General features: G+C 31.7%; 22 protein-coding genes. 15 read left to right on the top strand and 7 right to left on the bottom strand.

Annotation, left to right across the window (positions count from 1 at the left end; genetic code table 11):
• Positions 1 to 59: 59 nt before the first annotated feature.
• Together cca and thpR are read left to right on the top strand one after the other, a co-directional pair.
• Entirely contained in the window at positions 60 to 1,553 is a 1,494-nt protein-coding gene (cca, locus tag ACJMLB_RS00330; protein WP_405322724.1) for a CCA tRNA nucleotidyltransferase, read from the top strand.
• Positions 1,554 to 1,567: 14 nt separating this feature from the next.
• Complete coding sequence (gene thpR, locus ACJMLB_RS00325; protein ID WP_405322722.1) at positions 1,568 to 2,143, top strand: RNA 2',3'-cyclic phosphodiesterase; 576 nt, start codon at positions 1,568 to 1,570, stop codon at positions 2,141 to 2,143.
• A gap of 50 nt (positions 2,144 to 2,193) precedes the next feature.
• On the opposite strand, the gene ACJMLB_RS00320 is transcribed toward thpR, so the two are convergent.
• The 5 genes from ACJMLB_RS00320 to ACJMLB_RS00300 form a co-directional block, all read right to left on the bottom strand.
• Positions 2,194 to 3,099: a hypothetical protein gene (locus ACJMLB_RS00320; RefSeq protein ID WP_405322720.1), complete on the bottom strand. Its 906-nt coding sequence runs from the start codon at positions 3,097 to 3,099 to the stop codon at positions 2,194 to 2,196.
• Positions 3,100 to 3,271: 172 nt separating this feature from the next.
• Positions 3,272 to 3,574: a putative quinol monooxygenase gene (locus ACJMLB_RS00315; RefSeq protein ID WP_298535205.1), complete on the bottom strand. Its 303-nt coding sequence runs from the start codon at positions 3,572 to 3,574 to the stop codon at positions 3,272 to 3,274.
• Positions 3,575 to 3,727: 153 nt separating this feature from the next.
• On the bottom strand, positions 3,728 to 4,411 hold the full coding sequence (gene npdG / locus ACJMLB_RS00310) for an NADPH-dependent F420 reductase (protein ID WP_012955793.1): 684 nt from the start codon (positions 4,409 to 4,411) through the stop codon (positions 3,728 to 3,730).
• A 405-nt stretch (positions 4,412 to 4,816) separates the two neighbouring features.
• Positions 4,817 to 5,752 (bottom strand): 3-hydroxyacyl-CoA dehydrogenase, encoded by a 936-nt coding sequence (locus tag ACJMLB_RS00305; RefSeq protein WP_405322717.1) that lies wholly within the window; start codon positions 5,750 to 5,752, stop codon positions 4,817 to 4,819.
• Positions 5,753 to 5,924: 172 nt separating this feature from the next.
• A complete protein-coding gene (locus ACJMLB_RS00300) occupies positions 5,925 to 6,377 on the bottom strand; it encodes a MarR family winged helix-turn-helix transcriptional regulator (RefSeq protein WP_298536314.1) in 453 nt (150 codons plus the stop codon).
• A gap of 297 nt (positions 6,378 to 6,674) precedes the next feature.
• On the opposite strand from ACJMLB_RS00300, the gene ACJMLB_RS00295 reads away from it, so the two are divergent.
• A complete protein-coding gene (locus ACJMLB_RS00295) occupies positions 6,675 to 7,472 on the top strand; it encodes a 2-amino-3,7-dideoxy-D-threo-hept-6-ulosonate synthase (protein WP_405322715.1) in 798 nt (265 codons plus the stop codon).
• A gap of 70 nt (positions 7,473 to 7,542) precedes the next feature.
• On the top strand, positions 7,543 to 8,673 hold the full coding sequence (locus ACJMLB_RS00290) for a 3-dehydroquinate synthase II (RefSeq protein ID WP_405322713.1): 1,131 nt from the start codon (positions 7,543 to 7,545) through the stop codon (positions 8,671 to 8,673).
• Positions 8,674 to 9,500: 827 nt separating this feature from the next.
• On the opposite strand, the gene ACJMLB_RS00285 is transcribed toward ACJMLB_RS00290, so the two are convergent.
• A complete protein-coding gene (locus ACJMLB_RS00285) occupies positions 9,501 to 10,022 on the bottom strand; it encodes a nitroreductase family protein (RefSeq protein WP_405322711.1) in 522 nt (173 codons plus the stop codon).
• 192 nt (positions 10,023 to 10,214) lie between these two features.
• Here ACJMLB_RS00285 and hemL point away from each other — a divergent pair, with 192 nt between their 5' ends.
• The 8 genes from hemL (at position 10,215) to ACJMLB_RS00245 (ending at position 17,980) form a co-directional block, all read left to right on the top strand.
• Complete coding sequence (hemL, locus tag ACJMLB_RS00280) at positions 10,215 to 11,480, top strand: glutamate-1-semialdehyde 2,1-aminomutase (RefSeq protein WP_405322709.1); 1,266 nt, start codon at positions 10,215 to 10,217, stop codon at positions 11,478 to 11,480.
• Positions 11,481 to 11,571: 91 nt separating this feature from the next.
• Positions 11,572 to 12,231: a DUF4012 domain-containing protein gene (locus ACJMLB_RS00275; protein WP_405322708.1), complete on the top strand. Its 660-nt coding sequence runs from the start codon at positions 11,572 to 11,574 to the stop codon at positions 12,229 to 12,231.
• A 206-nt stretch (positions 12,232 to 12,437) separates the two neighbouring features.
• On the top strand, positions 12,438 to 12,980 hold the full coding sequence (locus tag ACJMLB_RS00270; protein WP_298536303.1) for a flavodoxin family protein: 543 nt from the start codon (positions 12,438 to 12,440) through the stop codon (positions 12,978 to 12,980).
• 173 nt (positions 12,981 to 13,153) lie between these two features.
• On the top strand, positions 13,154 to 13,945 hold the full coding sequence (gene mtxX / locus ACJMLB_RS00265; RefSeq protein ID WP_405322706.1) for a methanogenesis marker protein Mmp4/MtxX: 792 nt from the start codon (positions 13,154 to 13,156) through the stop codon (positions 13,943 to 13,945).
• Between the two features lie 223 nt (positions 13,946 to 14,168).
• Positions 14,169 to 14,933: a polyprenyl diphosphate synthase gene (gene uppS, locus ACJMLB_RS00260; RefSeq protein WP_295606406.1), complete on the top strand. Its 765-nt coding sequence runs from the start codon at positions 14,169 to 14,171 to the stop codon at positions 14,931 to 14,933.
• Between the two features lie 90 nt (positions 14,934 to 15,023).
• Positions 15,024 to 15,785, top strand: a complete 762-nt coding sequence (locus tag ACJMLB_RS00255; RefSeq protein WP_405322704.1) for a TatD family hydrolase — start codon at positions 15,024 to 15,026, stop codon at positions 15,783 to 15,785.
• A gap of 86 nt (positions 15,786 to 15,871) precedes the next feature.
• The gene (locus tag ACJMLB_RS00250) at positions 15,872 to 16,552 is read left to right on the top strand and encodes a 2,5-diamino-6-(ribosylamino)-4(3H)-pyrimidinone 5'-phosphate reductase (protein WP_405322703.1); all 681 of its coding nucleotides are present in this window, start codon (positions 15,872 to 15,874) and stop codon (positions 16,550 to 16,552) included.
• A gap of 1,278 nt (positions 16,553 to 17,830) precedes the next feature.
• Complete coding sequence (locus tag ACJMLB_RS00245; protein ID WP_295605735.1) at positions 17,831 to 17,980, top strand: hypothetical protein; 150 nt, start codon at positions 17,831 to 17,833, stop codon at positions 17,978 to 17,980.
• A gap of 120 nt (positions 17,981 to 18,100) precedes the next feature.
• Here ACJMLB_RS00245 and ACJMLB_RS00240 read toward each other — a convergent pair whose 3' ends face one another.
• On the bottom strand, positions 18,101 to 18,772 hold the full coding sequence (locus ACJMLB_RS00240) for a histidinol phosphate phosphatase domain-containing protein (protein WP_405322702.1): 672 nt from the start codon (positions 18,770 to 18,772) through the stop codon (positions 18,101 to 18,103).
• 199 nt (positions 18,773 to 18,971) lie between these two features.
• Here ACJMLB_RS00240 and ACJMLB_RS00235 point away from each other — a divergent pair, with 199 nt between their 5' ends.
• The 3 genes from ACJMLB_RS00235 (at position 18,972) to ACJMLB_RS00225 (ending at position 21,397) form a co-directional block, all read left to right on the top strand.
• Complete coding sequence (locus tag ACJMLB_RS00235; protein WP_405322701.1) at positions 18,972 to 19,967, top strand: pantoate kinase; 996 nt, start codon at positions 18,972 to 18,974, stop codon at positions 19,965 to 19,967.
• Positions 19,968 to 19,984: 17 nt separating this feature from the next.
• Complete coding sequence (locus ACJMLB_RS00230) at positions 19,985 to 20,512, top strand: class I SAM-dependent methyltransferase (protein ID WP_405322700.1); 528 nt, start codon at positions 19,985 to 19,987, stop codon at positions 20,510 to 20,512.
• Positions 20,513 to 20,680: 168 nt separating this feature from the next.
• Complete coding sequence (locus ACJMLB_RS00225) at positions 20,681 to 21,397, top strand: DUF4012 domain-containing protein (protein WP_405322699.1); 717 nt, start codon at positions 20,681 to 20,683, stop codon at positions 21,395 to 21,397.
• Positions 21,398 to 21,631: the final 234 nt, after the last annotated feature.

Here is a 21,631-nt window from a genome sequence, read left to right as displayed (position 1 = left end):
ATAATTATAACGACTATATATTTCAAATCAGATTTTAAATTAACTAAAGGAACTAAACAATGAATTATGAATCAATATTAAAACAATTAAGACCAACTCCTGAGGAGATTGATGCAGTTAATGAAACTACTGAAAAGGTAATTGATTTTATTAATGAACTCTGTGAAAAAAAGGGCATTGACGCAAAAGCCAATGCAGTTGGCTCTGTTGCAAAAAACACTTGGTTAAGAGGTAAATCTGATATAGACATTTTCATTAGTTTTCCTATTGATACAGATATGGATTACCTTAAGGAAAAGGGTTTGGATATTGCATATAAAACCAATGATGCATTAGATGGAAACCCTTCAGAGCATTACGCTTCCCATCCCTATTTGACCTGTGACATAGATGGCTTTGAAGTTGATATAGTTCCTTGTTATGCTATTGGAGAGGGCCAATCCATTATTTCTGCTGTTGATAGAACAATTTTGCATACAAAATATATTCAAAGGCATTTAAGAAAAGAGCAGGAAGATGAGGTTCTATTGCTTAAGAAGTTTATGGATGCTGTTGGAACTTATGGTTCTGAATTCAAGACAGGTGGTTTTGCAGGATATTTATGTGAATTGCTTATCTTAAAGTATGGCACTTTTGAAAAAACTTTAAGGGCTGCTCAGAACTGGAAAAAACACACTGAAATTGATTTGGAAGGTTACGGTACAGCAGGAAATGCTATTTTTAAAGATGATCCTCTTGTTTTCATTGACCCAACAGATAAAAACAGAAATGTTGGGGCAGCTTTAAGAATGGAAAGGTATGTTGATTTCATTGTTGCTTCAAGAAACTTTTTAGCCATTGCTGATGATAATGATTTGGATGAAAAGATAAGGGAAGAAAAGATAATTGAATTCTTCAAGCCTCTTGAAAAGGAGCATTTATCAGACAAGTCCAATGAAGAAATAGCTAAAATCATTATGGAATCTTTTAAGGATAGACAAACCCAAACATTGATTTTAAAGTTTAAAATTCCTGAAAACATATCTGCTGATGCCCTTCATCCACAACTACTCAAAACTGTCAGTTCCATATGTGAAAAGATAGAGATGGAAGAATTTTCTGTATTTAAATATGATTATTGGACAGATGAAGAGAGATTCGTTATTTTTACCATAGAGCTCAATGTATTCAAGCAAGGAAAATACTACATACACAAAGGTCCTAAAGTATGGCCTAAGAAAGCTTGTGACAATTTCAAGAAGAAATGGCAGGATTCTTTATATCCTTTAGATGAATTTATGGTTTTAACAAGGGAAAGAGAGTTTAAGACTGCAAAAGAATTTTTAGAAAAGACCCTTGATGATGATCATATTCATATCTTCAAGATTGGAAAGAACATAAAAGAAGCTATTTGCAGTGATGATTGTAAACCTATTGAAATAGATGAATTCCTAAATGGTTTGGACAATCAATTCAATTATGAGACTTCCAATCAAAATAGTGAAGAATTAGCAAGAGATTATTTAAACTCTTTAGATGACTTTTTGAATCCTGGACAGTATATTAAAAGATAATTTAGGGTGTTCATATGAAAACAAGTAAATCTGAAAACATCAGAAGCTTTTTAGCCATTGAACTTGATCAAGAATTGGTGCCTAAGATTCTAGATGTTCAAAAGGAGTTTAAGAAGACAAATGCCAATATAAAATATGTTCCATCAAAGAACATGCATTTTACCTTGAAGTTCTTTGGAAACATTGATTTGGATATGGTTGAAGATATTGCTGATGCAGTCAATAAAGTCATAAAAAATTACTCTTCTTTTGATTTGAATATTAAGAAATGTGGTTGTTTCCCAAATAAAAATGTAATTAAAGTTCTATGGTTGGGATTGGATGAAGGCTCTCCAATAATTAATCTTCAAAAGGACCTTGATAAGGAATTTAAAAAATTAGGATTCAAGAAGGAAAAGAACTTCATTTCCCATTTGACTATCGGAAGAGTGAAAAGTCCTAAGAATAAAAAAGAGATAAGGCAAACAATTGAAAAATTGGAAAATATTGAAATTGGAAATTTCACTGTTTCTAAAATCTGCTTAAAAAAGAGCACTTTAACCCCTCAAGGGCCAATCTATGAGGATATTAAAGTGTTTGAATTGAATTAATTTTTTTAATTATTTTTACTATTTTTTTAATAGGATTCATAATGAATCCTTTATGTTTCCATTAGGAATTTCAAGTATTTGTATGAAACGAATATTACTAAAATCAATGCTATGGCTGCTTGTATATAGAATAAATAGTTTAAAATACTAAATCCAAAGAATTTATACGCTTCACCAGTAGCTATTGCACTTATTACAAATGGAAATGTAAATGCTGAAAAGCTTGGCATGAATTGCAATTTTTCTAAAACCAATAGTCTGATGGCCTGATAAATTGCAAAAACATAAAAAATGCATGCAACTATGTAGATAACACACAGGAAGTTTCCATCAATATTCAATGCATTCACGTATCCGACAATAATGATTGATAAAATTGCAGCATAGATGCAAATAAATGGTTTATTTTTATCCTCTATTGCAGTAAACTTAAGGTATCTGTATGAGACCAAAATGAGTGTTGGTATCATAAGTATGAAACCTATTCCAAAGAAGATAAATCCATATTGAGATAGGTCAAATGCTGGTGCTGTAATCGCAGCCATTGTTATTCCAATGTAAACAATCCACCAGGTTGCAAATACGTTTTCAATGTTAAAATTCTTTAAAACGTAATTCTTTGTAAATAAAATGATAATTGATAAATGAATGATTATTCCTAAAATCCATATTCCAAGGGCAATGCTTTCGGATAATGGCATGAATAGTGGTTTTAGGTATGTGCTGAATAACATTAAAGCCATTGAAAATGTACCGAATGTGCTTAATGCAATCAGATTGTTTAATTCATTATTGAATGCATCCAAGTGTAAAACAAGCTTTAGCAATACCATGAATATCAGTATTGATCCGATTATAAAAAATAAACCCCTGAAATCTGTATATATTTTGCCTAATGATAAAATAGCCAAAATCAGCCCAGTGATTGCCAAAGGTAGATTTTTTATAATGTTCATAATAATAGTTTAAAAAAAGAGCATAATAAAATTTTGTATCATAAGACAAATCATTGCTGTAAAATGTATTAAAAATAAATTTTGTATCATAAGACAAATTGATGTAAAATGTATTAAAAATAGAAAAGATAAGTAAAAACTTATCGGAAAAAATAGAATGATTTAGAAAAATTTATTCATACAAATTTACTTCTTCAGCTCCAAGCACTTTGATTCCCATGCCTTCAGCTAAATCCGCAGATTCTTTTGAGAATAATTGGAAATGAGGTGAAGCCATGTGCTTGCTTAAAGCTTCTACGCTTTCCCATTGTTCAACAAACATGAAGGTACCATCTTTGACTGATTTAAGGAATTTGTAATCTATGTTCCCTTCTTCTTTAAGAGTTTCTTCAACCAATGCCTCTGCAAGAGGTATTATTTTGTCTTCTGCACCTTCTTTTGGCGCAAGCTCTGCCATAACTACGATAAAGCTCATGATTAATCTCCTTTTAATTGTTATTTAAGGATTTATATAAAAAGTATTTTAAATGTTTTGTTAATTGATTTAAGAATTTTTGTAATTTAAAAAAAGAAAAAGAGTAATTATCCTATAATAGGATAATTAATGTTGAGTTTTTATTCAATGGAATTATTCATCTAATTTTGGAATTCCAGTGATTCTGAGTCCACCGTAATGGGATTTGTATTTGATGTTTAATCCGATTAACAATGGAGTAATCTTTTCAATGATTCTGGATTTTTCCAAGATTCCAGTATCGATGGTTCTTACACCAGGGATCTTATTGATGAGTTCTGCTGCAATTTCTTTTGCTTCTTTGTCGTCACCAGCAATTAAACAGTCACAGTCGATGTCTTCTGGAATGTTGGATAAGTGGGAGTTACTGATGTTACAGAATGCACAGATAACTTTTGCACCGGTTCCGTCAAGGATAGATGCGGTTCTTTCTGCAGCAGATCCTTCCATTAAGTCAATGAATCTGAATGGTTTTCCACCGATTGCAGTTTCTAAAGGTACAGTTGCATCTAAAACAATCTTGTCAGTACAGAATTCCTTGATTCCTTCTACAGTAGGTTTTTGTGCTGCGAGAGGTACAGTGAGGATTAAGATATCTCCTTCTTTTGCTGCATCTTCGTTAGCTAAACCTTTGATGTTTAAGTCGTAGTCTGCATATTTTTCTTTAGCTTCTGCAACAACGTCTAATGCTTTTTCCTCTTTACGGGAACCAACAATAACTTCTACACCTTCAATTGCTAATCTGAGAGCAATTCCTAAACCTTGTGGACCAGTTCCACCAATTACACTTACGATCATTTTTTATCTCCTAAAATATTGAATTTTTTTATAAATTTTGTATAAAGTCTTATGGTAATATATTGTACAATATATCGTTGTTATTATTTATATAATAAAATGTTTATAAATCTTTTTATTTTATTTAATATTTTATCATTTATCCTGGTTAATGTTTAGTTAAATTTTATTTTATATGAATATTTTTTAATATTTTTTATTTTTATTATAATTTTGTCAAATTATTAAATTAAAAAAAATCAATATTGATATTTAAATTAAGAATTTTAGGACAGTCTAATAATTAGGTTAAGTTCAATTATTATTAAAAATATTTTAAAATCATTATAAAAATGTAAAAAAAGAAAAGAAAATAAATGATTTTCATCATTTATTAAAAATTGTTTAAAAAAACTAAAATAGCCATTAATATTCGTAGAATCCTTTTCCTGCATTGATACCGGTTTCACCAGCATCTATTTTTTCCTTAAGCTTTGCAGCTATTTTTCCTTGAGTGGTTTCAGGGTCTTGAGACCTTGGATCCATAATGACAATGTTATATGCAGTTACAAGTCCTACAACATCCAAGATTTGGAACGGTCCGTTAGGAGCTCCTGTAGCAAGTCTCCATGTCAAGTCAATTGTTTCAGGGTCTGCAACTTCCTCTGCCCATAAGGCTTGTCCTGCAGAGAGGAACGGTACAAGCAAGGAGTTGAGCACGTATCCTGGTTGCTCTTTCAATACTTTGATTGGGACCATGTTGATGTCTTCTGCAAATTGAACGATAGCATCAAAGTATTGTGGATCTGTTCCAGGGTGTGGCATTACTTCAGCAGTGTTTTGAGCCCAGATATTGTTTGCAAAGTGGAATGCGAGGTACTTTTCAGGTCTTCCTGTAGATTCTGCAAATTGGCTAGGGAGCAATGTAGATGAGTTGGTTACAACAATTGTCTTTTCAGGCAAGTATTTAGCCAATTCCTCATAGAATGGGATTTTTTGATTAGGGTCTTCTGCAATTGCTTCAATTACAAGGTCTGCATCTTCTGCTGCTTCTTCATAGCTTGTTGTGAGTGTCAAGCTGTCGAATGCTTTTTGAGCTTGCTCTTTCAATGCATCGATTTCTTCATCACTTAAGTCAGGAGTTTTGCTGAATCCTCTGCAGTATGCAGATTTGTCGGTTTTCATTTGTTCCATTGTTGCTAAATAGATATTCAACAATCTTTCAAATTTAGGTTTAGCCCTTTCGATTGAGCCTTCGCTTCTAAGCCAAACTGTTACGTCAAAACCGCAGAAAGCGGATTGGTAGGCGATTTGACTACCGAGTACTCCTCCACCAGCTACTACAACTTTTTTAATATCCATTTTATCACCAAGTAAATAATTATAAACTATACGGAATTAAAAAAATCAAAAAAATAAAATATAGTTTACTTGTATACTATTATAAAAATTCAAATATTTAAAATTTTATAAATTATTTTAAAAAAAGAGTTTATTGGCTATAATTATTACAGAAAAAATTAAAATAGTTGATTCATTCCCAATCATTCAATTCAGCAGACTTGAATGCTAAGTCAATGAATGTCTTGAAGAATTCATCATCAAGCTTGTCCAATCCCATTTTCTCTTCCCACTCATTATTGATTTCTTCGAGAATTGGGATAAGGTCCTTTCCTTTTTGGGATAGCTTTAGGATATTATGCCTTTTGTCTACTTTTGACTGCTGCCTGATTATGATTCCATTGGATTCCAATTTCTTGATAGCCTTAGTTATTGCTCCTTTTGTAATGTAAAGGCTATCGGATAAATCCTTTTGATTCAAGTTTTCCTCATTGTACACTCTAAGCATGCATAATACCTGAATCAAATTCAAGTCGTACTGTGCCAAGGCATTGTTTAAATAGGTTTTATGATTCTTATGAAAAATAAATAAAAGGTCTCCTAAACGATTGTAATCATAAAATCCATCATTTGTTTTCTCGCTCATCATATTCTTTTTTTATTGCTACAATTATTTAAAAATAACTAAAATAGGTTATCATATTTTATATTTTCATTCAATTTTAAAAAGATTTAAATACAAAAAATTACATAATAATTATTGTATTTAAAAATACATTAATGTATAAAAAAATACATTATATTTTCATATGTTTTTTTGAAACATAATAAGATTTTTATATTTTATCATTAAATATTTAAATGGTAACTTAAATTATATATTATTTTTTAATTTAATTATAATTTTATATAATTTAATTATAATTTAAAGGAGACTAATCTTATGACTGAAATAGGAAAAAGAATTCGTTTAGAAAGGATTTTCAATAGAAAAACTGGAAGAACTGTAATTGCTCCTATGGACCATGGTGTATCAAGTGGCCCAATTAAAGGAATAATTAACATGGATGAAACTGTTGAAAGCATCTCCCAAGGTGGAGCAAATGCAATATTAATGCACAAAGGTATTGTAGGACTTGGACACAGAGGATACGGTAAGGACATAGGTCTTATTGTACACTTGTCTGCAAGTACCTCATTAAGCCCAGACCCAAACAACAAGGTAACTGTAACCAGTGTTGAAAAAGCAATTCAATTAGGTGCAGATGCAGTATCCGTGCATGTGAACATCGGTTCTGAAACTGAACCTGAAATGCTTATGGAACTTGGTGAGATATCAGAAACCTGCAGTTACTGGGGAATTCCACTTTTAGCAATGATGTACCCAAGAGGTCAAAAAGTGGAAAACGAGCATGATGTTGAAATGGTAAAGCATGCAGCACGTGTAGGTTCTGAACTTGGAGTAGACATTGTAAAAACCAATTATACTGGTGATCCAGACTCATTCAAAGAAGTAGTGGATGGAGCATTAGTGCCTGTAGTCATTGCAGGAGGACCTAAAGTTGAAACCGACAGGGAACTTTTAGAAATGGTAAGAGATTCCCTTGAAGTTGGAGGAGCAGGTGTAGCATTTGGAAGAAACCTTTTCCAAGCTGAAAACCCTGGAAAAATCACAAGAGCTATTTCTGAAGTAGTTCACAATGATTTGGATGTTGAAGAAGCATTGAAATTCCTCGATTAAATCAATCATATTTATAAAATTGTTCAAAGATATCAACAATCAAAATTAGAAAAATTTAAGGAGATTAAAATTGTCAAATAAATTCGCTTGGATTATGTCCCCAAAAGCAGATTGGGACGATAAGAAAGAATTCATCACAACAGCACTTGAATCAGGAATCGATTACGTTCTTGATACAGAAGACAGTGAAAACATCAGAAAAGTTGGAAACTTCAAGATAATTTCCAATGAGGAAGATGCTGACATTTATTTGGTTGGAATTGATGGTGAAGGAGACGGCACTCTTGAGCTTAAGGACAACTTGAATGAATCAGCAGATTTAGCTAAAGCAAATGAAGCTAAAAACAGTGGAAAAACTGTCTGTGCCTATATAGTCATTACCGACAAGTTGCATGAGCAATTGGCAGTGACATTAGGCAGAGTTGTTGACTATATAATCCTTGTAGCAACCGATTGGACAATCATTCCCCTTGAAAACATCATTGCAGACCTTCAAAAGGAAAATGTTGAAATAATAGCTGCTGTAAAGAATGCAGATGATGCGAAAGTGGCTATGGAAACATTGGAAGTAGGCACTGATGGAGTCATATTCGAGCCACAGGAATTTGCACAGATAAAGGATATTGCAAATCTAATTGATGAGCTTTCTACAGAAAGCTATTCCTTAAAGGACTTGACAATCACCAATGTAGAGCCAGTAGGTTCAGGTGATAGGGTGTGCATTGACACAACAACCATGATGAAGCCTGGAGAAGGTATGCTCATTGGTTCTTACTCTAAAGCAATGTTCTTCATTCACAGCGAAAGCTTGGAAAGCGAATATGTGGCATCAAGGCCATTCAGAGTAAATGCTGGTCCTGTGCAAGCTTATGTTATGGTTCCAGGTAACAAGACAAGATACCTAAGCGAGCTTGAAACCGGTGATGAGGTATTGATTGTTGATAAGGATGGAAAGACCAAAAAGTCTATTGTCGGAAGATCCAAGATAGAAAAAAGGCCTCTTCTTTTGATTGAAGCGGAATATGAGGATATGAAAATAAGGTCATTGGTTCAAAATGCAGAAACCATAAGATTAGTCGATGAGAATAATGAACCGATTTCCGTTTCAGTTCTAGAGCCTGGAATGAAAGTCAAAGGATTTATTGACGATAGCGCAAGACATTTTGGTATGGCTATTGATGAACAGATCATTGAACAATAACTTTTTTTAGATTCTTAAGGGCAATCGCTCTTAAATCATTCTTTTTTTAATTTTTTTTTTAACTATTTTTACTTTTTTTTAACAAATTTAAACCAATATTATAACAAGATTGTTATAATATTATAATGATTTTAAATTAGTATTATGGTTAAATAAGAATTTTTAAGGATTTATATTAAAAATAAACTATAAATAAAAGGAATAACATATTTTTATATCTAAATCAAAACTCTTTAAGTCCAGGAGGTGATATTATGCATTTTTGCTGTATTGCCATGAATTGTTTTCAATCATTTTCCTTGAATAAAATTCTACTTGGCAATTCAATAAATTATCGGAGGGTCATTATGTCTATCCAATCTAAGATTTGGGTGGCACTGGTCATTTACCTTATCCACTTGTGGTTCATGACCTTTATCATCATAATGATAGTATATAAGCTATTATGATGTTATAATGTACCTTTAAATTGTAGGAAAAAACATTATTGCAAGATTTTGTTTTTTAACAACACTCCCAGTTGTTTTAGAGTTTCGTTTAGCTTGTAAGTTCACTTCCTATAATTTATAAATCCCTTAATAAACTTTAAATATCATTTAATTCATATTCATTATTAGAGTTTAAAAAGTTTTATCATTAAACTTTTTTGACTATACCGATAATTTATGGATTATCAATATCTATTGGGAGATTGCAAGACTTTCTTGCAATTAGATATTGGGAATGATTGAATCTTAATCCTTAGGGATTAGATTCCTAAATCATTCTAAATTTGCTTTTTTTTTAAATAAATTTTAAATCTAAACTAATGCTCTTTTTTTAACAATTTAACGAAGATAATGGACTTTTTCCTTATCAATATCATCAAGGCTGTAAGCTTCCATATGTCCATCTTCAATTCCCAAAGCCAATATTCCAACTATTCTAAAGTAATCATCAATTCCTAAAATGTCACGTACAAGGTCTTCTGATGATTTTCCCAATTTGGATTTTCTTAAATGGATTTGAATCCAGCAGCTTCCAATATCCTGTTCTGCAGCCATCAAATGCATGAATGCTAAAGCTATTGAGGAATCTTCTATCCAGGTATCTGAAATCTCGCTGTTTGCAATGACTGCTATTGCCTTATTTGCATCCTTTACAAATGAAGCTCCAAATGCTTTTGATTTGCTTATTTTCTTTAATGTTTCCTTGTTTTCAATAACTAAAAAATTACATGGCTTTAGGTTTCTGCTTGTAGGGGCAAGGAGACCTGCTTGAATGATCTTATTCATTTTCTCATTTGGAATCTCTTCATCAGTATATTTTCTTACACTTCTTCTTTTAAGCATTACATCCAATAAATCCATTCTATCATCCTTTAAAATTAGTTGATTGTTTATTTCTTGAATTGATTTTTATAGTTTATTATATTAAACTTTTTATAAAATAGAAATTTTTATAAAATAGAAATATCTATTAATTAAGATAAATAAACTATATTATAATAATTGATTATGATTAAAATTAATTCATAAATTAAACTTATAGGAATTATTATCATGAATAGCGAAGAATTATTTAAAATAAGTAAAACCATCACTCCTGGAGGAGTAAACTCTCCAGTACGTGCTTTTGAACCTTATCCATTCTTTGTAAAGGAAGCAAAAGGTTCTCACATCAAAGACATTGACGGCAACGATTATGTTGACCACTGTTTGGCTTACGGTCCTATATTGCTCGGTCATAGTGACGACGATGTCATGAATGACGTTTTTGCACAGATGCAAAAGGGAACCGCTTATGGTGTCCCTACTGAAAATGAGGTCAAATTGGCTCAGGAAATTATCGACAGGGTTCCATGTGCTGAAATGGTTCGTTTTGTAAACTCCGGTACTGAAGCTACAATGGCTGCAATCAGACTTGCAAGAGGGTTTACCGGTAGGGATAAGATTGTCAAGTTTGAAGGATCATATCATGGGGCTCATGACTATGTGCTTGTAAAATCAGGTTCCGGTGCAGCATGTCTTCCAGATTCTTTAGGAATTCCAGTGGAAACAACCCAAAACACCCTTTCCGTACCATTCAATGACGTGGATGCAATGACCAAATTGATTGATGAGGAAGGAAAAAACATCGCCTGTATTATCGTAGAGCCTGTTATGGGAAATATCGGTTGTGTAGAGCCAACTGTCAAATTCTTGAAATTCCTAAGGGAAATCACTGAAGAAAATGACATTGTCTTGATCTTTGATGAAGTTATCACTGGTTTCAGAGTTTCCCGTGGTGGAGCTCAAGAGTATTATGGAGTCAAACCTGATTTGGTCACTTTCGCTAAGATATTAGGTGGAGGATTCCCAATTGGTGCTTATGCAGGTAAAAAGGAAATCATGGAAATGATTGCACCTAACGGCAAGGTTTACCAAGCTGGAACCTTTAGCGGAAACCCTGTTTCAGTTCAAGCAGGCCTTTCCACATTAAAGAAATTGGATTATGTGTTCTATGGGGAATTGGCAAGAAAAGGAGACTTCTTAAGAGACAATATGAAAGATATAGTTGAAGACTTGAACTTGGACTTGCAGGTTGTAGGTCTTGCATCAATGTTCCAAATCTACTTCAATCCAGAGCCAGTTCTCAATTATGAAATAGCTAAAAAGTCAGATACAAAAAGGTTCTTGGTATACTTCAGGGAATTGTTGAAGAATGGTGTATTCATTCCACCTAGCCAATTCGAATGTAATTTCATCTCTGGTGCACATAGCGAAGAAGATTTGGTAAAGACATCAGAAGCTATTGAAGCTGCATTGAAAGTGGCTTGGGATATTTAATCAAGGAAAGGTTTATAATAAATAAAATATAATTTATAATTGTTTATTAAGTTTATATACTTCATATTCTAAAAAAGTTTAGGTGAAAATTATGGATAATAAATTTAGAATTATTATGGCAGTTTTATTGGTTGTTTTTTTAACTTCAATAGCAGCTGCTTTCGGAGGAATTTTTGATGATGGTGATTTAACTACTCAAAATATCCTTGTTTGTCCTGTAGATGACAATGGTGCTTGTAATCTCGCATTTTTAGTCACTGTTGAAAATGGAGCTATTTCCAGTTACACTCCTGTATTTACTGATGGTATGGCTCACGCTACTGCAACTAATGATGCCAATGAAAAATTATCATTTAAAGATGTATTTGCCCTTAGTGATAAACAGCAAGCATTAGATTATGCAAAAGAAATTTATGAAGCAAATAATGATGGAGTTACTGTTGATGCAGTAGCTACTGTCGATAGTCAAACTATTAATGATGTTATTTCCGCAGCAGGTACCTTAAAAGATGGTGAAAACGTTATTACTCCTACTGCTACTGACATTCTTAATGCTGATCCAAATGCTGGAGCAGATGCAGTTAAACCAATTTGTGATGCTCTTTTAAATGCAGCAAAAAATCCACAACAAAGAGATGCTATGTTACAAGCTGTTATAGGAGACTATAAATCTGGTGATGTTTCATTATCTTCTATTGGTTTCTTTAAAAAGTTCCTTGCATCACAAGCACTTGGCGGTTTATTTGTTTAGAAAATTGTAAAAATTTTCTAATTTCTTTTTTCTTTTTTTATTTTACTATTATTTTTAGTTTTATTCAGCTCTTTATTTTTCAACATTTTATTTATTATTAATTATTCAATTAAAAAAACTTTAAATAATTTTAAAATAAATTATTAAATGTAATTAATATTCATTTGATTATTAATGTCAATTAAATATTTCGGAGGCAAAAAAAGATGAAAATTATTGCATTACAAGGAAGTCCACGTATCGGTGGAAACTGTGACGTATTAATGGATGAAATGATTAAAGGGGCAGAAGAAAACGGTCACGAAGTAGTTAAATACTACCTCGAAGAAGAAGACATTGCAGGCTGTAAAGCATGTATGTTCTGTGCTGAAAACCCTGACTGTGTACGTGAAGACGATGGTAACAAGATTATCAATGAATTGGTTGCAGCTGATGGTGTAATCTTTGCAACTCCTATCTACTATGGTCAAATGACTGCACAAGCAAAAACCATTATCGACCGTTTCTATGCAATCGGTCAAAACCCAAATAAAAGCTTAAGCGGTAAAGCTGCTCTTATCTTTACTGAAAACCAACCTGAAGGAACCTACGAAGCATACATTGAATTGACTAAATTCTCTCCATTCACCTTTATGGGATATGAAGTTATTGGTCATGTTGATGCAGGATCTGCAGGTCCAGCAGGAATCGTTGCAGAAGAACAGGAAGACAAATTAAAAGAAGCTTACGAATTAGGTAAACAATTCTAAGTTTATCTATTTCTCTTTTTTTCTTTTTTACTTTATTTTACTTTATTTTATTATTCTATCTATTTTTTCTAATTTTTCATACTTTGACTATCTATAACTATTTTTAATAGGATATTTTTCTAGTTCTGATTTTTTATAAAACTATAAATTAAATAATGAATAAAACAATTACTATGATTAGAATAGTGGCTGGTTTAGGAGAAAATGAAAATATCATAAAGGCTTCTAACCAATTGAAAGATATTGATGATTTGGAAATAACTTTAGTGAAAACTGAAGATGAGCTTATAGAAGCATTTAAAAATCCAGAAATTGATGCAGTTATCAGAGGATCTCTAAAGGCATCTAAAGTCATTAAAGCGATTAAAAAGTTCAAATCAGATAAAACAATCAACAGAACCACTTATATTAATACAGAAGACGATGAAAGTTTTTTAAAGGATTATGAATTTCTGCTAGCTCCTGTAGGCATTGATGAGGGAAAGAACATTGAAGAAAAAGTCACTTTGGCTATTCAAGCAGCTAATTTCATCCAATACCTTGGTAAAAAGCCTAAAATAGCTATTTTAGCTGAAGGAAGAAAGGATGATTTGGGAAGAAGCGAAAGAATCGATGAAAGTTTAATATCCTCTGAAGAATTGACAAATAAATTAATTGAGACATTTAAAGAATTGGATAATTTTGATAATGATAGTGATGAAGTATCAAAGAATTATTCAATAAAAAACTATTATATTCTCTTGGAACAGGCTATTGAAGATGGTTATAACATCCTTCTTGCAAATGATGGCATCTTTGGAAACATCATGTTCAGGACACTTGTGCTTCTTGACAAATGGCCAAGCTATGGTGCTGTAACTCTTGGAATAGATGAGATTTTCATTGATACAAGCCGTGACCAAACTGTAGAAGGTTATGTGAGAAGCTTAAGATTAGCTTATAATCTATCTAAATTAAGAGAATAATTCTATTTTTTTATTTTCATGAATCTATTCATTTTACTTTTTTTTAATTATTTTTATAAATTTAAGAACTGTTTTTCTGAAAATTTATATAAAACTATTTAAATTATTTTTTTTAAATATATTAATATTAGAATTACTTCATTAAGTAATAGTTAAATAAAATTAAGGAAATTTTTCCAAAATAAAAAATAAAAAAATAAAAAAAATATCATGGGGGATTGTTTTGCCACCAAAATTTTTATACAGTATCTATGAAAAGCGTCTTTTAAAGGAATTGGATCCTGAAAGGATGCCAAAGCATGTAGCTATTATCATGGATGGTAATAGAAGATACTCAAAGATTCAAGGAAATATGGAAGTTATCAAGGGACACGAAATTGGTGTAGATACCTTGGAAAAGGTTCTTGATTGGAGTATTGATTTAGGAATCGAAATAGTTACCGCTTATGCTTTTTCCACTGAAAACTTCAATAGGCCTGAACATGAAGTGGAAGGATTGATGAATCTCTTTGTCAAGAATTTCAAGAGAATTGTAAGTCATGAAAAGATTCATAGGAATAAGGTTAAAGTTAAGGTTGTAGGAAGAACTGAACTCTTGCCGGATAGCGTTAGAGAAGCTATTATGGAAGCTGAAGAGGCTACAAAGGACTATGATGAAAGACTTTTCAACTTGGCTATCGGTTATGATGGAAGATTGGAAATCGTTGATGCAATCAAGAAGATCTATAAGCAAGTGGAAGCAGGTGAGATTTCCATTGACGATATCGATGAGGAAATGGTCAGCAAAAACCTTTACACTGCAGGGCTTGAAGATCCGAGCCTTATCATAAGGACCAGTGGTGAAGAAAGACTTAGTGGATTCCTTTTATGGCAATCTTCCTATTCAGAGCTTTATTTCTGCGATAGCTTATGGCCAGAGTTAAGAAAGGTTGACTATTTAAGAGCCATTAGAGACTATCAGGAAAGAGATAGGCGTTTTGGAGTATAATACTTTAAAAACTTAAAATTTATTTCTCTTTTTATCTTTTTTTAACATAATTATTTTATTTTTATCATTGTTTTATTGATTGTGATTATTATGATAGACACACATTGTCATATAGATTTTGATGAGTTTGATGAAGATAGGGATAATGTCATATCCAGAGCTAAGGAAAAGCTCAATGCTGTCATCAATTCAGGATATGGTTTGGAAAGCAATGCAAAGGCATTGGCTCTTTCTAAGGAGTATGAAGGATTCGTTTATCCAACCTTTGGATTCCATCCGGTATCATCCCAGAACTCTCCTCAAGAGGAAATAGATGCTGCACATAATCAGATGATTGAGCATCTTGATGAGATATTGGCAGTTGGTGAAGTTGGAATGGATTTCTTCTATTGTACTGATAAATCATTGAGAGCCAGACAACAGGAAATATTCACTGGATTCATTGAAATTGCAAATGAATATAAGAAACCATTGCTCATTCACGGAAGAGACTGTGAAAAGAAGATATTCAATTTGTTAAAGGATTATGATGATATTCCTAAGGTGATCTATCATTGTTACGGGGGTAGCCTAAAAACAGCCAGAAAGATTTTGGATATGGAAGACCATTACTTAAGCTGTTCTACTATGGTATGCTATAGTCAAAGGCATCAGGACTTATTCAAGGAAATCCCTATTGAAAGAATCTTGACTGAAACTGACAGCCCATATTTGGCAATGACCAAGGATGAAAGAAATGAACCTGCAAATGTTGCACTTGCAGTTGAAAAACTAGCTGAACTCCATGAAATTAGTGTGGATGATGTATCTATACAAACTGAAAAGAATGCAAGATATGTATTCGACATATAATTTTGAATGAACGATTGATTAAATTGATAGTTGTAAAAATTATTTAATTCTAATTATTCTATTATTGGACCTAAGGGTATGATAAAATGAAGCCTTATGTTATACTTAATGCAGCCATGACATTGGATGGAAAAATAGCTACAAAAACAGGAAGTTCTGAAATTTCAGGAAAAGAAGATCTTGAACGTGTTCATGAAATCCGAAAGGAAGTTGATGGAATCATGGTTGGAATTGGAACAGTTCTTGCAGATGACCCAAGGCTTACCGTTCATAAGATAAATGCAAAAAAAGAGGATAATCCAATTCGTGTTGTAGTTGACAATAAGGCAAGGACTCCACTTGACTTTAGGATATTGAATGATGATGCTGAAACAATCATTGCTGTAAGCAGCATTTGTGATGAGAATAATCCTGATTGCGATGAAGAGGCAGTCAAGAGAGCAAAAGAGCTTTCCAAAAGAGTGAATGTTTTCTATTCCTCTAAGGAATCAGTTGATTTAGCTGAATTTATGGAGCATTTGCATTCTGAAGGAATTGAAACCCTTATGCTTGAAGGAGGATCCACACTTAACTTTTCAATGATTAAGGAAAATTTGATTGATGAGGTTAAAATCTGCATAGCTCCTATGATTGTTGGAGGAAAGGATTCCAAAACTTTCTTCGATGGTGAAGGATTCGATTATATGAAGGAAGCTATTCCATTGAAATTGGAAAAGTATTATCCTTTAGGAAAGGACTTTGTTATGGAATACAAGGTTTTAAAATAAGTTTTTTTAGATTTTTTAAAATAGCTATTCTTGTAAAATAAGAAAATTGTAAAAAAGATTAGTAAAAAAAGAATCTAATAAAAATAATAAAAATTAATAAATAAAATAATGTAAAAGCAAACAAATCATTTCTTCTTTGTTTGCTCCTACTTGTTTTTGAAATTTTGCTTTTCAAATTGAGGTTTTATTTTTCGTATCTTGATATTTCCACCTCTAATTTTTGTTTTTTCGATTTGTGCGATTTGTTTTTCTTTTTTTGATTTGATTTGAAATATAGATTGAAGCAATGTTTTGTCGAATGATTTTAGTTTAATTCCTTGCTAAAACACATTTTTTTTTTAAAATTGCTTATTTTTTTGTTTTTGACTAATTTAAAAAATTAATCATTTCGTTCAACCACTTAATCAATTGCAAATACAATTGATGCATTTTAGTTTAAATGTCTCTAATCAGGCTAATTAGTACATTCTAACTTTTTTGGAGATATTCAGGGTCATTTTTTCTTTGGATTTCGATAGTATTCATTTTACTCCAGTTTCGATTTTCGACGCTGGAGTTGTCCCAAATATCTATATTAATATTTGTTCTTATAGTATATAACTGTTTGTATATTTACAAACATTTTGTATATATACAAATATTTAGGTATACCTAAACATTTATATATGATGAAAACAAACTATAATTAAAGATATTTAGGTACACCTAAATTTTAAGGATTCGCCTACAAGTAAAAGAATACTGTCATTAATCACTCCAAATAAAAACAAGTCCTTAAAATTTTAGTACTTTTGTCTTTAATTCTCGGAGGTGAAATATTGGGAAGAACCAAAAGTGGAATTTGTGGCAAGAAGCAGATTAAACCGACTAAACGAGAAAGAAAAAGAGATCCAAAAGTTGTTTCTTTCAGAAGATGATTTTTGGAAATGATCTTATAGTTCCAAACTTTAGAACTTTTTGCAAATATGCTCTAACAACAAAACATTACATGGAAAAATAATTATCTTCAAAATTTCAATCAAATCAAACACACATCCAGAATAAATTCACTAATTAGTTTTCCAATATCGCTCAAATCAAATCTCAAATTTAGAGTTATATTAAAAAAGTTTTAATTTCCAAATAATTTTTTGGAATTCGATTAATTGGCAAACAAAAAGGATTCATTCTTTTTTGTTGCTGGTTGATGATTTTACTATTTTTTGATTTTATTTTTATCAAGATTTTTTATTTTTTAACAATTTATTTTTGTATATAATTATTTTAGCAGGTGAAAATATGGGAAATATGGCTGAAGCAAGAAGAAAAATGCATGAAAGAGACGAAAGGGTAAAAAAGGAAAACAAGTCTGAAGTCAAGAAAATTAGAAATTTCTTCTTTGGTTGCTGCAACAATAAGGAAAGCAAAAAAGTCAAGGAACATAAATAATATTTAAAACACAAAAAAAATATTTAAATGGATATTAAACACTATTTTTTAAAAAAAGATTATTTTTATTTAATTTTATTTAATTTTTTAATAAGTAAAAAAAAGTAATGAATGGAATAACTAAAGGTTTATTCCATTTCTTTTTAAGATTTTTCTAGGATTATCAACGGTAGCTTTCATAACTTCTTCTTTTGTCATTCCAGCTCCTAATCCTATTTCCATTGCTCTTTCAAATGTAATTAAATTGTCAGGGGAATGGGTGTCTGTATCGATTAAAAGATCATTTCCAACTTCTCTTGCAATGTTTGCTACATGGCCGTTTCCTAAACAGTGGCCTTTTCTTGCGCTGATTTCCAAAGCGACATCATTTTTTTTAGCAAGTTCTGCCTCTTCACGGGTAATGAGTCCAGGATGGCCTAAAATATCGATTTCCTTACAGTTTACTGCAGCAAAGTTAGTTCCTTCCACAACAGGTTCATTCAATGTTTCACCGTGAACAACAACAATCTTTGCACCTAATTCACGAGCCTTATCTGCAAGGTCTGGAATGGATTCTACAGGAGCGTGAGTGATTTCAGCACCTAAGACAACTGTAATGTCCCAGTTATTGTTTATGTCATCAATTGCAGCGCTGATTTCCGGAATGGTGTTGATGTTTGAATAATCAACATGGTCAGTAATAGCTATTGCTTCATGTCCAAGAACAAGTGCTCTTCTTGCAAGTTCAGATGGCAAAAGCTCTCCATCACTGAATAAGCTGTGCATATGTAAATCAATTCTTTTATAATTCAATAATATCTCTCCTTCGAGTAAAATAATATAATTATAAATATAATTTTTATTTTTATTTTGAATATTTTATAATTATAAACTTTTATAAATGTTAAAAATCTAATTTATATTAATTAAATAGAATTATATATTTAATGTTTAATATTTATATTCTTATAATTTATAAACTTATTATTTAATTGTCAAGTAGAGTGTTAAAATGATTTCTGTATTTGTTCCATCTCATATCACCGGCTTCTTCAGCATTATTGATAATGAAGACCCATTGTTGAAAGGATCTTTAGGTGCAGGAGTGCTATTGGATAAGGGTGTAATTACTGAAATAGGCGAATGTGGGGAGTTCTCTATTTCAATAAATGGAAAGAAAGATGAATACAATGAGGTAATTATTCTTAAGACCATAGAGCTTATGAAAAAGGACTTGGGGTTTGACTTGGATAATGTCCTTATTAAGCAAACAATTCAAGTTCCAATAGGTTGCGGGTTTGGAACATCCGCTGCATCAGCTATTGGCACTGCCATTTGCATAAATGAGCACTTTAATTTAGGATTGTCTATAGAAGAATGCGGTAAGTATGCACATTTGGCTGAAGTGGCTCTTGGAACTGGTCTTGGAGATGTGATTGGAGAGCTTTCAAAGGGAATAGTTCTCAGAACAAAACCTGGGGCTCCAGGTTATGGTGAGGCAAAATCAATTGTTCCACATGAAAAAACAGGTTTTGGAGTTTTTGAAGTCTTGAAATCAGATTTCTATGTAATAACAAAGTCATTGGGAGAAATATCTACAGCTTCAATCATAGAAGACCCAAAGCATAAGAAGATAATTACACAAGTTGGATTGGAAATTGGAGAGGAATTCAATAAGAAAGATGATGGAATAGTCATCGGTTCCAAATTCAAGAATAAGTTCAATGTAGCTGTTGACAGTGAATTCAATGAAGAGGAAACAATCAAGAAGTTCATGAAGGCTTCACTTTCATTTGCCAAAAGAACTCATCTGATAAATGATGAGCTATTGGAAATCGTTCATAAACTCCATGGAAAGGTCCTTGGAAGTTCAATGGCAATGTTAGGAAACACTGTATTTGCAATTGCAAATGAAGATCAAAAGCTTAAGTTGGAAGCGAAATACTACAATGAATTTGAATTCTATAAGATGGATACTGAAGGAATTCGTATAATGAGTCATGATTAATCAATGGGGTGATATTAGTGATAAAGCTCAGTTATGATATGAAAGTCTATAGGCAACATTTAAGGGAAGTTTTGGAAAAGACAGACAATGTTGTTGAATTAGGTGCTCATGTAGGCAAGTCAAGTGAAATAATCTTATACAAATTGACTACTGGACGATTAATAAGCATAGACAACAGTCCAGAAGCTCTTGAACCTATGGAAAAGCTTTCAAGATACAATGATAATTTTACATTCATCAGTGGAGATGTGAGACTTCACGAAACCTTGGAGCAGGTTGCTAAATCAATTGATCGGTGTGATGTTCTCTCTATAGATTTAGGAGGGGGATATCATCCAGATACTGTATTTAAGGTCTTTTATATTTGGTCTTCTACATTAAAGCCAAGGGATGTCTTGATAAGGAATCAAGGATTGATAGACTTTGTAAACAGTGTGGATTATGATGAGGAATTCGAGTCCAGTGAAGGATGGCTTGAATCCTGTGGAGACCAAGGAATTCCGCCTCAAATAAAGGAGTTTAGCCTTTGGAGCGATAAGATATAATTTTTATAATTTTTTTATTTTTCAAATCTTTTCTATTTTTTCTATTTTAATTTAATTTTATCTTTTTTAATGATACTTTTTACAAATACATTTATAAAATATAAAAGTAATATATTATAATGATTTAAATTTATAAATTTGATTATTTTATTAAGGAAGGAATAAATTATGAATAGACGACAAAAACTTATTATAGCAATTCTTTCTGTAATTCTTATTTGGTTATTAGTTGTTATAGGGAGCTTTTTCATAGGGGGTCCTGATTTAGCTGCTGAAAACAAGACTGTTCTTATCCTTGCAGCAGATAAATACGAACAGCCAAATGGAGGATGTGATATGGCATTCATTGTCCGTTTAGAAAATGGACATTTGAAGAGCTATGATCCGTTCTATCCTGGTGGAATGGTGCACCCAACCCAACCGGCTCCTGGAAATCTGGGAGGCAATATGCGTTTCCACGATTGTCTCTGGAATGGTGTTGAACAGGGTATGGAATATGCAAAAGAAATTGTTGAAGCGCGTAATGGAACACACATAGATGCTGTAGTTGTTATCTATGATGAAGGTTTAGACAATATCATTGATTCCGTAAGACCACTTGAAGTTGATGGTGAAGTAACTAACCTTAGTGCTACTGACATTATTCGTGAAAACGATAATTATAACGGATACAAAGGTAATGGTGGTGTAACTGGAACCATGAACAGAGCAGATGCTGTAATGGTATTGGTTAAAGCACTTTCTACCGCTGCTAAAGATCCTGATAAAAAAGAAACCATGGTTAAAGCAGCTATGGATGAGTATAACAAAGGTAATATTGTTATGACTCCAAAAGGTTCTTTTGCACGTTTACTCGCAACAAAAGGATTTGAAAGTATTGTATAAATTTTAATAATTTATACAATTATATTTTTTTTTAAATTTTTTTATTTTTAACAATTGTTATATTTACTTTTTTAATTCTATATTTTTATTATTTAAAATTAAAAATCAATAAAAATAGAAAATACTTCTTTTGAAAAAAATAATTTTATATAAATTAATAAAATAGAATATGCTCTTTTTAAAAAAATAATTTTATATAAATTAATAAAATAGAAATGTCTTTTTTTTTAAAAT

Origin of the sequence: Methanobrevibacter sp. (assembly GCF_045114555.1) — an archaeon.
GTDB lineage: Archaea > Methanobacteriota > Methanobacteria > Methanobacteriales > Methanobacteriaceae > Methanobrevibacter.
Note: the sequence above shows the minus strand (reverse complement) of the source record. Positions and strands in the feature narration are given on the sequence as shown.